Source organism: Pseudomonas moraviensis, assembly GCF_900105805.1.
GTDB classification, from domain to species: Bacteria; Pseudomonadota; Gammaproteobacteria; order Pseudomonadales; family Pseudomonadaceae; genus Aquipseudomonas; species Aquipseudomonas moraviensis_A.
Window position 1 is genome coordinate 3,494,944 of record NZ_LT629788.1, and the last position, 14,383, is coordinate 3,509,326.

Consider the following 14,383-nt stretch of genomic DNA (forward strand, 5'->3'; position numbering starts at 1 on the left):
ATTAGCCCCCTCTCCCTCTGGGAGAGGGCTGGGGTGAGGGGCTTTTGATCTTGATCTTGCTTCTCACCCCCAAACTCTAATTTCCAAGGAGCTACGCATGTCCACCGAAACCCTGTCGAAAACCCCGCTGCACGCGCTGCACCTCGAACTCGGCGCGCGCATGGTGCCGTTCGCCGGCTACGACATGCCCGTGCAATACCCGCTCGGCGTGATGAAAGAACACCAACACACCCGCGATCAGGCCGGGTTGTTCGACGTCTCGCACATGGGCCAGATTCGCCTGACCGGTGCCAGCGCTGCCAAAGCCCTGGAAACCCTGGTACCGGTCGACATCATCGACTTGCCGGTGGGCATGCAGCGTTATGCGATGTTCACCAACGAAGGCGGCGGCATCCTCGATGACCTGATGGTCGCCAACCTCGGCAATGACGAGCTGTTCCTGGTGGTCAACGCCGCGTGCAAGGATCAGGATCTCGCGCATCTGCACAAATACATCGGCGATCAGTGCACCATTACGGCGCTGTTCGAGGAGCGCGCCCTGCTCGCCTTGCAAGGTCCGGCAGCCGTAACAGTGCTGGCGCGTCTTGCGCCGGACGTGGCGAAGATGACCTTCATGCAGTTCAAGCGTGTGTCGTTGCTCGGCATCGACTGCTTTGTCAGCCGTTCGGGCTACACCGGTGAAGACGGTTTCGAAATCTCGGTACCGGCTGCCGAAGCGGAAAAACTCGCCCGCGCCCTGCTCGCCGAACCTGAAGTCCAGGCCATCGGCCTCGGCGCGCGCGATTCGCTGCGCCTCGAAGCCGGGCTGTGCCTGTACGGCCACGATATGAACACCGAAACCACACCAATCGAAGCCAGCCTGCTCTGGGCGATGTCCAAGCCACGCCGTGCCGATGGCGCACGGGCCGGCGGTTTCCCCGGCGCGCAGCAGATTTTCGCTCAGCAACAGAATGGCGTCGCACGCAAACGCGTGGGCCTGCTGCCACAGGAACGCACCCCGGTGCGTGAAGGTGCAGAAATCGTCAACGAGGCTGGCGAGATCATCGGCAGTGTCTGCAGCGGCGGCTTCGGTCCGACCCTGGGCGGGCCGTTGGCAATGGGTTACCTCGACAATGCTTACGTAGCGCTCGACACGCCCGTGTGGGCCATTGTCCGTGGGAAAAAGGTGCAGATGCTTGTAAGCAAAATGCCATTTGTTCCACAACGCTACTATCGTGGCTGATCGACTGTTTCTATAAGTAACGCGATTGCGTTATGCGTGCACTAATGTGTAACGCAATCGCCATAAAACAGTGCGTTTTTTAACATCCGAGTGAAATATGATCGTTGCTTATAACGTTTATAAAAACCATAACCAGACAATCGTCTAAGCCCGGACTAGTGAGCTGACTAACAGCCGTTCAGAGCAGTAAAACCGGGGCCTTCGCGGGGCTTGTTTTTTCTCCCGTAGTTGGCGTAGAGTTTGTCCACTGTGTTTGCATGGGTCAGCTTGGAATCGTGACCTGGGCAGTAGCCTACAAGTTAGCTACATCCCGCTCGACGTCTTCTTACTCCTTGCAACCAGCTCCAGTACTCTTTCATGTGAAAGGGGCTGTCATCAATTTATGCGTCAAAGGAAATAAGAAATGTCCACACGTCAGAGCGGTACCGTCAAGTGGTTTAACGACGAGAAAGGTTTTGGTTTTATCACTCCAGAAAGCGGTCCGGATCTGTTCGTACATTTCCGCGCCATTCAGGGCAACGGCTTCAAAAGCCTGAAAGAAGGCCAGAAAGTGACTTTCGTTGCTGTGCAAGGCCAGAAAGGCATGCAGGCTGACGAAGTACAAGCAGAAGCCTGATCTTCTGATACGAAAAAGCCCCTGATATTGATATCAGGGGCTTTTTTGTGCGCGCTAATCCGTAAAATGGCGCTTCCATTCGCGTCCCGAGGCTGCCATGTCGAAAAACCTGCTCACGCCCCAAGGGGACTTCCCTCCTGTCGCGCTTGGTCGTCGTCTGGCGGCGATGTTCTACGACTTCCTGCTGTGCACCGCTCTGCTGATCGTCACCGGCTTCATCTACAAGTTGATCCAGGGCGCGATCATCGGCGAAGAACGCCTGCGGGCAATGACCGATGCTGGCCAGCTCGACGGTGATCCGCTCTACTCCACAGTGCTGCTGTTGGTGTTGTTCGGCTTCTTCGCCAAGTTCTGGACCCATGGCGGGCAGACCCTCGGCATGCAGGTCTGGGGCATTCGCGTGCAGAACGCCGACGGCACAGCGATCAGCCTGTGGCAGGCGCTGTTGCGCTTTATGGTGTCGATTGCGTCGTGGCTGTGTATCGGGCTGGGATTCTTCTGGTCGCTGTTCGACAAGCAGAAGCGCACGTGGCATGACATTTATTCGGATACCCGCCTCGTGCGAATCCCGAAAAAGGCCATATAACTTCCAGACACCGAATACCAATGTAGGAGCGAGCCTGCTCGCGATAGCGGTGTGTCAGTCAACGTATCGCTGACTGACACACCGCTATCGCGAGCAGGCTCACTCCTACAGGTTTTGTGTTGTATCTGAAAGGTTTTATGCGTTACCGGCCAATTTCATCCGCGCTGCCTGGGTGAAGTCCAGCATGCGCTTCAACGGGCGGATCGCCTGCGGGATCAGCGCCGGATCAACGAAGATCTCGTTCGTGCCTTCCTTCAGGCTCTTGAGCGTGCGCTCAAGGGTGTTCATGGCCATCCAGGGGCAATGCGCGCAACTGCGGCACGCCGCGCCGTTGCCGGCGGTAGGCGCCTCGATGAAGACCTTGTCCGGGCACAGCTGCTGCATCTTGTAGAAGATGCCGCGGTCGGTCGCCACGATGAAGGTCTTGTTCGGCAGGCTCTGTGCGGCTGCGATCAACTGACTGGTGGAACCGACGGCGTCGGCCAGCTCGATCACCGATGTCGGCGACTCCGGGTGAACCAGAATCGCCGCGTCCGGGTACAACGCCTTCATGTCTTCGAGCTGCTTGGACTTGAACTCTTCGTGAACGATGCAGGCACCGTCCCAAAGCAGCATGTCGGCGCCGGTCTTGCGCTGAATGTAAGTGCCCAGGTGCTTGTCCGGGCCCCAGATGATCGTTTCGCCGTTGTCCATCAGGCTTTCGACGATTTCCAGTGCGCAGCTCGACGTCACCACCCAGTCAGCCCGAGCCTTCACGGCGGCGGAGGTGTTTGCGTAAACCACCACGGTGCGCTCCGGATGCTGATCGCAGAACGCCGAGAACTCGTCGACCGGGCAACCCAGGTCCAGCGAGCAGGTCGCCTCCAGGGTCGGCATCAGCACGCGTTTTTCCGGGTTGAGAATTTTTGCCGTCTCGCCCATGAACTTCACGCCGGCGACCACCACGGTCTTGGCCGGGTGGGCGTTGCCGAAGCGGGCCATTTCCAGGGAATCGGAAACACAGCCGCCGGTTTCTTCGGCCAGGGCCTGAATCACCGGATCGCAATAGAAGTGGGCCACTAGCACCGCGTCCTGAGCCTTGAGCTCGGCGGCGATGGCGGAACGGTAGTAGGCCTCTTCCTCTGCCGTCAGCGGTTTGGGCTGTTTGGCGTCGAGGTGGGCTTGAACCAGAAGGCGTTCGGAAATCTGCGTCATGTTCGCAAGACCTGCAGGCGCATTCGCGCGAAAGTCGAGTATACACCCGGCTCCGGACCGCTAGAGGTACCGCCGGGAGAGTGAGTATCATCAGGCACGGACAGCGTTGAAGCTGCGCAAGGCTACAGAATATCCCGTTGATACAAAAGATGATTCTGACCTGTGTCAGGCACCGCGGCGCTGAAACACAAAGCAGCCGAATCGCAGGCAAAAAAAAACCCGGAAATCCTCACTTTCGTGGGCCTTCCGGATTTTCTAAACCGCCAAATATGGTGGGTCGTGTGGGATTCGAACCTACGACCAATTGGTTAAAAGCCAACTGCTCTACCAACTGAGCTAACGACCCGCTGTGTGGTGGCGCGTATAATACTGATTTTTAAGGACTATTCAACACCTTTTTGAAAATAATCAAAAATAAGGGGTTGGATCGTCCACACCAGCTGCCGCGAAGCCTTCTGCACGCAGGCGGCAGCTGTCGCATTTGCCGCACGCGCGCCCGTCATCGTCTGCCTGGTAGCAGGAAACCGTCAGGCCATAATCCACGCCCAGCTTCACGCCGGCCTGGACGATCTGCGCCTTGCTCAGGTTCTGCAAAGGTGCCTGAATGCGGAAGCCGTTGCCCTCCACGCCCGCCTTGGTCGCCAGATTGGCCATGCGCTCGAACGACTCGATGAACTCGGGACGGCAATCCGGGTAGCCGGAATAATCCACCGCGTTGACGCCAATGAAGATGTCGCGGGCGCCGAGCACTTCCGCCCAACCCAATGCCAACGACAGGAACACGGTATTGCGTGCCGGCACGTAAGTCACCGGAATGCCTTCGCCCAGCTCCTCCGGGATGTCGATACTGGTGTCGGTCAGGGCCGAACCGCCCATGCCATTGAGATTCAGGCCAATGACCTTGTGCTCGACCACGCCCAGATCACGAGCAACGCGGGCGGCGGCATGCAATTCGGCATGCGAGCGCTGACCGTAATCGAAACTCATGGTGTAGCAGGCGTAGCCTTCGGCGCGGGCCATCGCAACGACGGTGGCCGAGTCGAGGCCGCCTGACAGCAGGATGACCGCACGTTTTTCGGTAGTGTTCAGTTGCTCAGTCATCTCAGCGCCCCGGTTCGTCGTTCCAAAGATATTTATGCAGCTGCAATTGCAGGCGTACCGGCAGATTGTCCGCCACCACCCAGTCTGCCAGCTCGCGAGCATTGAGGTCATGGTGGCTTGGAGAAAACAGCACTTCGCCGGCACGCTGGTCGAGACCGTACTGGATCAGCTTGGAGACCGCCCAGTCATAGTCCTCCCGCGAGCAGATGACAAACTTCACCTGATCGTTGCGGGTCAGCAGTTCGATGTTCTCGTAGCGGTTGCGATGCGCTTCTTTCGAGCCTGGGGTCTTCAGGTCAACCACGCGACTGACGCGTGAATCCACCGCCGAGACGTCGAGGGCGCCGCTGGTTTCCAGCGAAACCTCGTAGCCGGCATCACACAACCGTTCAAGCAAAGGAATAGCGTTTGGCTGAGCCAACGGCTCACCGCCGGTGACACAGACGTAGCGCGGGCGAAGCCCGGCCACTTGCTCAAGGATGTCGTCGAGGGTGCGGACGGTGCCGCCACTGAACGCATAAGCGCTGTCGCAGTATTGGCAACGCAACGGGCAACCGGTCAGGCGCACGAAAACCGTGGGCAGCCCGGCAGTCCGAGTTTCCCCCTGCAACGAGTAGAAAACTTCGGTGATTCTCAATGTGTCTTGCATAGTCGCCACGGGCGTAACAGCTAAACAGGCTGTCCGCCTCCGTCAGGCACTTCAGGCAATCCCGCCAACGCGTAGACCGCAAGAAGCGTGTTTCAGAAAAAGGGCGTGAATTCTAACGAAAAAACCCGCGACAAGCGCGGGTTTCTTCAAAACACGGATAAACAGGCTTACATGCGCTGCAGATCACGCTGGGCCAATTGCGCGGCGGACGTGCCCGGATATTGGGACACCACCTGCTGCAGAATGCCTTTGACCTTGTCGGTATGACCGAGGCGGCGTTCTACGTCAGCCAGTTTGTACAGCGAGTCCGGCACTTTGTTGTGCTTGGGATACAGCTGCGAAACCTTGGCAAAGGCCTGACCTGCACCTTGCAGATCACCCTTGGCCAGGTTCACTTCGCCCAACCAGTACTGAGCGTTGCCCGCGTACTGGCTGTTCGGATATTTGCGCAGGAAAGCCGCGAAGGCCTGGCTGGCCTTGTCGAAATCCTTGGCTTTGATCAGGTCGAAAGCGGCATCGTAATACAGCTTTTCCTTGGCCGGATCAGCCGGTTCGCTACCCGCAGCAGGGGCTTGGGCGGCCGCAGCAGCACCCGCGCCTGCGGCAGCACCGGCAGCAGCACTTGCATCGCCGCCGGTAGAAGAATTCTCGGGAGTCGCGGCTGGTGCAACGCCGGATCCTATGCGCCGATCAAGATCCTGGTATCGCTCCAGGGATTCCTGCTTCATGCGCGCAACCTGATTCTGCAGTTCTTCGATCACGCCCTGTTGGCGCGAGATCTGATCCTGCATCTGTTGCAATTGGTTGAACAGCATGCCTTGTGCCGAGGCAGGGGCCGAAGCCGCTCCCCCGGCATAGGCGCCGTTCGTACCGTAACCCGCAGGCGGATAACTGCTCCCGCTATTGTTATAACCGGAGTTGTCATCGACCACAGGAACCGCAGCCCACGCCGCAAGCGGCGCGAGGCTGAGAGCCAGAACAGTTACAGCACGACGGCACGTTCGCATATCGAATTACTTACGCAGTTCGACGCGACGGTTCTGGGCCCAGGACTGCTCGTCGTTGCCGGTAGCAACTGGACGCTCTTCGCCGTAGGAAACCAGTTCCAGCTGAGCTGGGGAAACACCTTGCAGTACCAGGTAGCGCTGAACGGCTTTCGCACGACGCTCGCCCAGTGCCATGTTGTACTCACGAGTACCACGTTCGTCGGTGTTGCCTTCCAGAACAACGCGAGCGCCGTTTGCTTTCAGGTCTTTGGCGTGAACGTCCAGAGCGCGCATGGCTTCTGGCTTCAGGTCCGAGCTGTCGTATTCGAAGTAGAAGGTGGTGATTGCGCGCAGAGCAGCTTCTTCGCTCAGGGAGCCGTCAACGGCACCGGTGTTTGCGCCGTAACCAGCGTTTGGATCAACAGCGCCTTCGCCGGCGTTGTCGCCGCCTTTGGACGAGCAACCTACAGCTACAGCCATGGCCAGAGCCAGCGCAGCAAATTTACCAAACTTCAGCATTTCCATCGTGAAACTCCTAATGAACCCCAGTGTGTTAAGTAAAACGTGTAGCGCCCGCTCACTTCAGGTAAGGGGACCAGGACGGTTCTCTGACTTCGCCTTGAGCGGTAGGAAGCGGGAGCCTCACGCGTCCATTAATGGACACGAGCATCAAGACTCCCCGGCCCTGTTGGCGGGTGGCGTAGATTACCATGGTGCCGTTGGGCGCAACAGTAGGTGACTCGTCCAGAGTGCTATCAGTGAGGATCTTTACACTACCCCGCTGCAGATCCTGAGCTGCCACCTTGAAATTGGTGAAGCCATCCTGACGATGGATCATCACCAAAGTCTTTTCATCAGCCGAAAGTTTCGGGTTGGCGTTGTAGTTGCCCACGAACGTCACACGCTCGGCACCACCGCCACCGACGCTGGTTTTATAGATTTGCGGCTTGCCGCCACGGTCGGAGGTGAAGTAGATGGTCGAGCCATCCTTGCCCCAGAACGGTTCGGTATTGATGCCCTGACCATTGGTTACACGGCTGATCTGGCGCGAACCGAGGTTCATCACGTAGATGTCCGGGTTACCGTCTTTCGACAGAACGAACGCCAGGCGATTGCCATCCGGCGACCAGGCTGGCGCGCCATTGAGGCCTTCGAAGTTGGTGATCTGCTCACGGCGACCGGTGTCGATGTTCTGCATGAAGATGCGCGGACGCTTCTGCTCGAACGACACATAGGCGATACGTTTGCCGTCCGGTGCGAAACGTGGCGACAGGATCGGCTCACGGGATTGCAGCAGCGTCACTGCACGAGCGCCGTCATAGTCGGAACGTTGCAGGGTGTAACGCGTGTTCTTCTCGGAGAAGCGCTCGGCGGTTACGTACAGCAGACGCGTCGAGAACGCGCCGTCGATGCCGGTCAGCTTCTGGAACGACTGATCGGAAATGAAGTGCGCCATGTCACGGATCTGGTCGGTAGTCCCGGAAACACTGCCGTCAGCCACTTTCTGTTCGGTGGCAACGTTGAACAGTGCCCACTGCACCTGCAGACGACCGCCCGCTGGAGCAATGCTGCCGACCATCACGTATTGAGCACCCAATGCCTTCCAGTCACGGAAGATGATTTCGCTCGGCTGGCTCGGCTGGCTGATCATGTTCTGCTTGGGGATCGGCGCGTAATAGCCAGAGTTGCGCAAATCGTTACCGATAATTTCTGCCATGTCATCCGGCAGCACGGCACCGCCCTGCATGCCGAATGGAACGACGGCGATCGGCGTAGCCCGGTCAGTGCCACTGCTGATCAGGATGTTCTTTTCGTCTGCTACCGCTATCCCTGCAAGGCAGCAGATAACGACCAGCATTGATCGAAGAATAGTTCTCACAAGCCTAAATCCTCAGGATTGAATGTCATCTTGAATGAGCGATACGGAGCAAAATCAGCGGGGCTCAAGCCCTGCATTTCCGTCAATCGCCCGATATTCTTAACCGCGGCTACCGCAGAAGCGTCAAATGGAGCATCGCCGCTGGACTTTGTGACCGTAGCACCCGTTACGGTACCGTCCGGCAACATACTGATCCGAAGCTCCACTTTCATGCCTTTACGCGCCGAAGGTGGAAGATTCCAACCCTCCGAAACACGGAGCCTGATCAGGTCATCGAAATCACCCGCTACGCTGTCGCCGAGCTCGTCCGCCTTGGTCGCTGCCCGATCCGTCTTGTCCGAAAGCAACTCAGCCAACGCCTGAGCCTTTTTGTCTTCAGCCGACTTGCGAGCTGCATCCTGGGCCTTTTTCTTGGCAGCGTCAGCAGCAGCCTTTTTCTTCGCGTCTTCGGCGACTTTCTTCTTCGCCTCTTCAGCTTCAGCTTTCTTCTTGGCGTCTTCGGCGGCTTTCTTCTTCGCGTCTTCGACGATCTTCTTCTTGGCTTCTTCGGCAGCGGCTTTCTTGGCCTCTTCCTCAGCAGCTTTTTTCGCTTCGTCTTCGGCCTTCTTCTTGGCTATATCAGCCAATTGTTTCTCTTCGGCTTTTTTGGCTTCGGCTTTCTTCGCGTCATCGGCTTTTTTGGCTTCATCAGCCTTTTTCGCTTCGTCCGCTTTTTTCGCCTCGTCGGCCTTCTTCGCTTCCTCGGCCTTTTGAGCCGCTTCCTCTTTCTTTTGTTCCGCCGCTTTCACCGCTTCCTGCTCGATCTTTTTCTGTTCGAGCTGTTCGACTTCAGTCTGGCGCGCGGCAGTTTTCTTCGCCTCACCCGCAATCTTCTGATTGGTCTGGGTAGTCGCCGGACTTTTCGATTTCAGCTGGTACAGAGTCGCCTGGACGATCGGCTTGGCCGGCGGCAGTTCGGGCGTGAAGGCAAAACTGACGAACAGCATGCCGAATACCAGCACGTGCAGGACAATTGCCAGAACACTAGGCCAGAAGTAGCTTTCCGAGGCGGACGGCTCTCGCTGTTGCTGCATCAGGGGGCCTCGGTAATCAGACCAACGTTACCGACCCCGGCTTTCTGCAACCCGCCCATGGCACCCATGACGGCGCCATAGTCGACAGTCTTGTCGCCACGAATGAACACCTGGGTGCGTTTGCCGCCTTCGGTGCCGACACGAATGATCTTGGTCACTGCGTCAGTCATCTGCGGCAGGGTCATGGCCCTGTCCTGTTGCTTCTCGGTGTCGACTTCGCTGCCAAGGTTCCAGTAGTAGGTCTTGTCAGCCTTGATCGAAATGGTCAGGACCTGGGTGTTGTTGTCCTGCGGCAAGGCTTCGCTGGAAACCTTGGGCAGATCAACTTTCACGCCCTGATTGAGCATCGGCGCGGTCACCATGAAGATGACCAGCAGCACCAACATCACGTCGATGTAGGGCACCACGTTCATCTCGGCGACCGGCTTGCGCTTTTTGCGAGCTCGAGCGATTAAAGCCATCGGGAAATACCTGCTTATTCTTCGCTGGTGTGCACTTTGCGGTGCAGGATCGCCTGGAATTCATCGGCGAAGGTGTAGTAGCGGCCCAGCAAGGTTTCGCTGCGTGCAGCAAAACGGTTGTAAGCGATGACCGCCGGGATCGCAGCGAACAGGCCGATCGCCGTGGCGATCAGGGCTTCGGCGATACCCGGGGCAACGGTGGCAAGGGTCGCCTGCTGGGCGCTGGCCAGACCGCGGAAGGAGTTCATGATCCCCCAGACGGTACCGAACAGACCGATGTACGGGCTGACCGAACCGACGGTGGCGAGAAACGGCAGGCTCTGCTCCAGCTTCTCTTCTTCACGGGAGATGGCCACGCGCATGGCACGAGCGACACCTTCCATCACGGCTTCAGGATCGACACCTGGCTGCTGACGCAGACGGGAGAACTCCTTGAAACCGGCACGGAAGATCTGCTCGACGCCCGAATCCGGATCGGGATTGCTGCCGGCCTGACGGTATAGTTTGGACAGATCGATACCCGACCAGAAGCGCTCTTCGAAGCTCTCCAGGGCGCGTCGACCGGCACGCAGCAAGTTGCTGCGCTGAAAGATCATGATCCATGAGGTCACCGATGCGGCCACCAGGGTCAACATTACCAACTGCACCACGATGCTGGCATTGCTGACCAGGCTCCACATGGAGGAATGGTCGACGACGTTAGCTTCCACGCTTTATCTCCTGCTCTGAGTGTGTACCCGGGCCGACCGCGTCGGCAAAGGCCGCACGCAGGTCTTCGGGAAGGGCCCGGGGTTTCAAACTGTCGGTGCGCACGCAGGCCACCAAAAACTGCCCTTCGCAGAGCAGCACATTATCCGTGGCCCGCCTGACCTGCTGTCTGAAGCGCAGGCTGGCACGGTTCAATTCGGTTACATCAGCGCTTACCAGCAGTTCGTCATCCAGTCGCGCCGGCGCGTGGTAGCGCGCTTCGCTGGAATGCACGACGAACAACAGGTCCTCTCCGGCCAGCTGCGATTGGGCAAAGCCCAGTTCCCGTAGCCGTTCGGTTCGAGCCCGTTCCATAAACTTGAGGTAATTAACGTAATACACGATGCCGCCCGCATCGGTGTCCTCGTAATAAACGCGACAACGATGTGCGAACGGCCCAAGCCCGTTTTGCGCGCGCATACTCTAGTGCTTACTCCTCAGGTTGCCAATCCGGCAGACAACTGTTTTTCGTGGTTTCAAAGCTATAACGCAAAAGTACCGTCCTATGACCGTACAAACCCTGAATAAATCACCAACAAATGTGTATCAATCGTCCACGGCGTCGAGAAACTCGTCTGCCACGGGCATCTCACCCATACGCGATGGAACGTTCAAACCGAAATGCAGGTAGGCATGGCGCGTCACCACCCTGCCCCGGGGTGTGCGCATGATATAGCCCTGCTGGATCAGATAGGGCTCGAGCACGTCTTCAATGGTGTGGCGTTCTTCACTGATTGCCGCCGCCAGACTGTCGATCCCGACCGGGCCGCCGTCGAACTTCTCGATCATGGTCAGCAGCAGTCGCCGGTCCTGGTGATCGAAACCGTGTTCGTCGACATCCAGCAGGTTCAGCGCCAGATCTGCGACCGCTTTGGTGATGTGGCCCTTGGCGCGGACCTCGGCGAAGTCGCGTACTCGGCGCAGCAGCCGGTTGGCAATTCGTGGCGTGCCACGAGCACGACGGGCGATCTCGAACGAACCTTCCGGATCCAGCGGCAGACCCAGAATCGCCGCCGAACGGCTGACGATCGTTGCCAGGTCGGCGGTGCTGTAGAACTCCAGGCGCTGGACGATACCGAAGCGGTCACGCAGCGGATTGGTCAGCATGCCCGCGCGGGTAGTCGCACCGACCAGAGTGAACGGCGGCAGATCCAGCTTGATCGAGCGCGCCGCCGGCCCTTCGCCGATCATGATGTCGAGCTGGAAATCTTCCATCGCCGGATACAGCACTTCTTCAACGATCGGCGACAGTCGATGGATTTCGTCGATGAACAGCACGTCGTGCGGCTCGAGATTGGTGAGCAATGCGGCCAGATCACCGGGACGCTCGAGCACTGGGCCCGAGGTGCTCTTGATCGACACGCCCATTTCCTGGGCAATGATGTTCGCCAGCGTGGTCTTGCCCAGACCCGGCGGACCGAAGATCAAGGTGTGATCGAGGGATTCGCTACGGCCACGGGCGGCCTGGATGAACAGTTCCATCTGCTCGCGCACGGTCGGCTGGCCAATGTAATCGGCCAGGCTGACGGGACGAATCGCCCGGTCCTGGACTTCTTCGCGCTCGCGCGGGCTGTGCGCGGCGGCGATCAGACGGTCAGCTTCAATCACTTAAATCATTCCCTTCAGAGCGCGGCGGATCAGGTCTTCGCTGCTCAGGTTCTTGTCTTTGATCGCGGAAATCGCCTTGCTCGCTTCCTGCGGCTTGTAGCCCAGGGATATCAACGCACTGACGGCATCGGTCTCGGCGCTGTTGACCGGCGCCGGGCCGTCCGGCTGATTCGGCACCAGCGCGAACATCGCCGGCGAAGTTTCCCAGGCTTTGAAACGGTCTTTCAATTCGACCAGCAAACGCTCGGCAGTCTTCTTGCCAACCCCAGGCACCTTGGTCAGCGCCGAGGTGTCCTGAGACTGCACGCAACGCACCAGCTCATCGACTTCCAGGCTCGACATCAGCGCCAGCGCCAGTTTCGGCCCGACCCCGTTGAGACGGATCAGCTCGCGGAAGAAGTCTCGCTCACGCTTGCCGGCAAAACCATAGAGCAATTGCGCATCTTCGCGTACGACCAAGTGGGTGTGCAGGGTCAGCGGTTCACCGACCGACGGCAGGCGATAAAGGGTGGTCATCGGCACTTCCACCTCATAGCCGAGGCCGTTTACATCGAGAATCAGGTGCGGCGGCTGTTTCTCAGCCAGGGTGCCGCGCAAGCGTCCAATCACGTTTGAAATCCTTGAGCGCTGGCCAGCCGTGGGCTGGCGACGATTGAAGGGGGCTTGCGCGCCGGCAACACAGGCACCGAAAAGCCACTTTCAGGAAAATTGATGCTGATGCTATCAGAGACGCAGGCGCCCGCCACGACTGCGTGCGGTTCCCAGACCGTGGGGGAGCAGGCTCGAGCGTGTATGCGCATGGCAGATGGCGATCGCCAGGGCGTCGGAGGCGTCGATTTGCGGCTTGCTGATCAATTTGAGCATGTGCATGACCATCATCTGCACCTGCTCTTTATTGGCCGCGCCCGTGCCGACCACGGCCTGTTTGACTTGCGTGGCGGTGTACTCGGCAATTTCCAGGCATTCTTCAGCGCCAGCAACAATCGCAGCGCCGCGCGCCTGACCGAGCTTCAGCGCCGAGTCGGCGTTTTTCGCCATGAACACCTTTTCGATGCCCATGGTCACCGGGCCGTAGGTCTTGATGATCTCGCGAACGCCGCGATAGACGATCTGCAGACGCTCATGCAGCTCGCCGGAACCGGTGCGAATGCAGCCCGAAGCCACATAGATGCAGCCGCCCCGCCCGGTATCGCGAACGATCCCGTAACCGGTGATGCGCGAACCGGGGTCGATACCAAGAATTAGAGTCATAACGCCTGCAGATTCATAAAAACGATTTACCTGACACCCAATAGCAAATGTGGGAGCGAGCCTGCTCGCGAACGCGGTATATCAGCAACACAGGTGCTGAATGACACACCGCTTTCGCGAGCAGGCTCGCTCCCACAGGGAAGACTAGTCGCTAATCAACCCAACTGAGCAGCGACGTCTTCCGGGATATCCGCGTTGGAATAGACGTTCTGCACGTCATCCAGGTCCTCGAGCATGTCGATCAGCTTGAGCACTTTTTCCGCGCCTTCCAGATCCAGTTCGGCGCTGGTGGTTGGCTGCATCACGATTTCCGCGTCGTCGCCCTTGAACCCGGCCGCTTCCAGCGCGTTGCGCACCGCATAGAAACCGGTGAACGAGGTGAACACGTCGATCGAACCGTCTTCGTGGGTGACCACGTCATCGGCGTCGGCTTCCAGCGCCGCTTCGGTCAGCGCGTCTTCATCGACGCCCGGGGCGAAGCTGATCTGGCCCTTGCGTTCGAACAGATACGCCACCGAACCGTCGGTGCCGAGGTTGCCTCCACACTTGCTGAACGCGTGACGCACAGCTGCGGCGGTGCGGTTGCGGTTGTCGGTCATGCACTCGACCATCACCGCCACGCCGCCCGGGCCGTAGCCTTCGTAGGTCAGTTCTTCAACGTTGTCCGCTTCAGTGGCACCGGCACCGCGCGCGACGGCGCGGTCGATGATGTCGCGGCTCATGTTGGCGCTCAACGCCTTGTCCAGCGCCAGACGCAAACGCGGGTTGGAACCCGGATCACCGCCGCCCTGACGGGCGGCAACGGTCAGTTCACGGATCCACTTGGTGAAGATCTTGCCCCTCTTGGCATCCTGACGTTCTTTGCGGTGCTTGATGTTTGCCCACTTGGAATGACCTGCCATAACTTGCTCCGAATGCTCTTTGAAACCTTGCCCGCCCTGCCGAGGCAGCGGCCGGCAATTGAAAAATTCGACCTGAGAAAGAAAAAAGGCGCATCCGAAGATGCGCCT

The 14,383-nt window shown here is 58.7% G+C and carries 17 protein-coding genes and 1 tRNA gene; 3 read left to right on the forward strand and 15 right to left on the reverse strand.

Annotation, left to right across the window (positions count from 1 at the left end):
- Window positions 1-97: 97 nt before the first annotated feature.
- From gcvT to BLU71_RS15570, 3 genes are all read left to right on the forward strand, one after another.
- Complete coding sequence (gene gcvT / locus BLU71_RS15560) at window positions 98-1,222, forward strand: glycine cleavage system aminomethyltransferase GcvT (RefSeq protein ID WP_083353440.1); 1,125 nt, start codon at window positions 98-100, stop codon at window positions 1,220-1,222.
- Between the two features lie 403 nt (window positions 1,223-1,625).
- A complete protein-coding gene (locus tag BLU71_RS15565) occupies window positions 1,626-1,838 on the forward strand; it encodes a cold-shock protein (protein ID WP_003227496.1) in 213 nt (70 codons plus the stop codon).
- A gap of 97 nt (window positions 1,839-1,935) precedes the next feature.
- On the forward strand, window positions 1,936-2,424 hold the full coding sequence (locus BLU71_RS15570) for an RDD family protein (RefSeq protein ID WP_065616727.1): 489 nt from the start codon (window positions 1,936-1,938) through the stop codon (window positions 2,422-2,424).
- Window positions 2,425-2,559: 135 nt separating this feature from the next.
- Here BLU71_RS15570 and nadA read toward each other — a convergent pair whose 3' ends face one another.
- The 15 genes from nadA to BLU71_RS15645 all read right to left on the reverse strand — a co-directional run bounded on the left by nadA (window position 2,560) and on the right by BLU71_RS15645 (window position 14,275).
- Entirely contained in the window at window positions 2,560-3,618 is a 1,059-nt protein-coding gene (gene nadA, locus BLU71_RS15575) for a quinolinate synthase NadA (protein ID WP_042607283.1), read from the reverse strand.
- Between the two features lie 270 nt (window positions 3,619-3,888).
- Window positions 3,889-3,964: transfer RNA gene (locus BLU71_RS15580), tRNA-Lys, on the reverse strand.
- 62 nt (window positions 3,965-4,026) lie between these two features.
- Window positions 4,027-4,719, reverse strand: coding sequence for a 7-cyano-7-deazaguanine synthase QueC (queC, locus tag BLU71_RS15585; protein ID WP_039758175.1), 693 nt, complete (start codon window positions 4,717-4,719; stop codon window positions 4,027-4,029).
- Window position 4,720: 1 nt separating this feature from the next.
- Window positions 4,721-5,368, reverse strand: coding sequence for a 7-carboxy-7-deazaguanine synthase QueE (gene queE / locus BLU71_RS15590; protein WP_083353441.1), 648 nt, complete (start codon window positions 5,366-5,368; stop codon window positions 4,721-4,723).
- A gap of 167 nt (window positions 5,369-5,535) precedes the next feature.
- A complete protein-coding gene (gene ybgF, locus BLU71_RS15595; RefSeq protein WP_083353442.1) occupies window positions 5,536-6,375 on the reverse strand; it encodes a tol-pal system protein YbgF in 840 nt (279 codons plus the stop codon).
- Between the two features lie 6 nt (window positions 6,376-6,381).
- On the reverse strand, window positions 6,382-6,879 hold the full coding sequence (gene pal, locus BLU71_RS15600; protein ID WP_003178634.1) for a peptidoglycan-associated lipoprotein Pal: 498 nt from the start codon (window positions 6,877-6,879) through the stop codon (window positions 6,382-6,384).
- A 52-nt stretch (window positions 6,880-6,931) separates the two neighbouring features.
- Complete coding sequence (tolB, locus tag BLU71_RS15605) at window positions 6,932-8,212, reverse strand: Tol-Pal system beta propeller repeat protein TolB (RefSeq protein ID WP_082367955.1); 1,281 nt, start codon at window positions 8,210-8,212, stop codon at window positions 6,932-6,934.
- A 17-nt stretch (window positions 8,213-8,229) separates the two neighbouring features.
- Window positions 8,230-9,306, reverse strand: a complete 1,077-nt coding sequence (gene tolA / locus BLU71_RS15610) for a cell envelope integrity protein TolA (RefSeq protein ID WP_042607286.1) — start codon at window positions 9,304-9,306, stop codon at window positions 8,230-8,232.
- Window positions 9,306-9,758, reverse strand: coding sequence for a protein TolR (tolR, locus tag BLU71_RS15615; protein WP_161806102.1), 453 nt, complete (start codon window positions 9,756-9,758; stop codon window positions 9,306-9,308). The genes tolA and tolR overlap by 1 nt, the downstream gene beginning before the upstream one ends.
- Window positions 9,759-9,781: 23 nt before the next feature.
- On the reverse strand, window positions 9,782-10,477 hold the full coding sequence (tolQ, locus tag BLU71_RS15620) for a protein TolQ (RefSeq protein ID WP_008080223.1): 696 nt from the start codon (window positions 10,475-10,477) through the stop codon (window positions 9,782-9,784).
- Window positions 10,467-10,934 (reverse strand): tol-pal system-associated acyl-CoA thioesterase, encoded by a 468-nt coding sequence (gene ybgC / locus BLU71_RS15625; RefSeq protein ID WP_064365011.1) that lies wholly within the window; start codon window positions 10,932-10,934, stop codon window positions 10,467-10,469. Before ybgC ends, tolQ begins: the two co-directional genes overlap by 11 nt.
- Before the next feature lie 126 nt (window positions 10,935-11,060).
- Window positions 11,061-12,122: a Holliday junction branch migration DNA helicase RuvB gene (ruvB, locus tag BLU71_RS15630; RefSeq protein ID WP_024014087.1), complete on the reverse strand. Its 1,062-nt coding sequence runs from the start codon at window positions 12,120-12,122 to the stop codon at window positions 11,061-11,063.
- Complete coding sequence (gene ruvA / locus BLU71_RS15635) at window positions 12,123-12,731, reverse strand: Holliday junction branch migration protein RuvA (RefSeq protein WP_024014088.1); 609 nt, start codon at window positions 12,729-12,731, stop codon at window positions 12,123-12,125.
- A 114-nt stretch (window positions 12,732-12,845) separates the two neighbouring features.
- Complete coding sequence (ruvC, locus tag BLU71_RS15640) at window positions 12,846-13,373, reverse strand: crossover junction endodeoxyribonuclease RuvC (RefSeq protein WP_083353443.1); 528 nt, start codon at window positions 13,371-13,373, stop codon at window positions 12,846-12,848.
- Between the two features lie 155 nt (window positions 13,374-13,528).
- Window positions 13,529-14,275, reverse strand: a complete 747-nt coding sequence (locus BLU71_RS15645; protein ID WP_024014089.1) for a YebC/PmpR family DNA-binding transcriptional regulator — start codon at window positions 14,273-14,275, stop codon at window positions 13,529-13,531.
- Window positions 14,276-14,383: the final 108 nt, after the last annotated feature.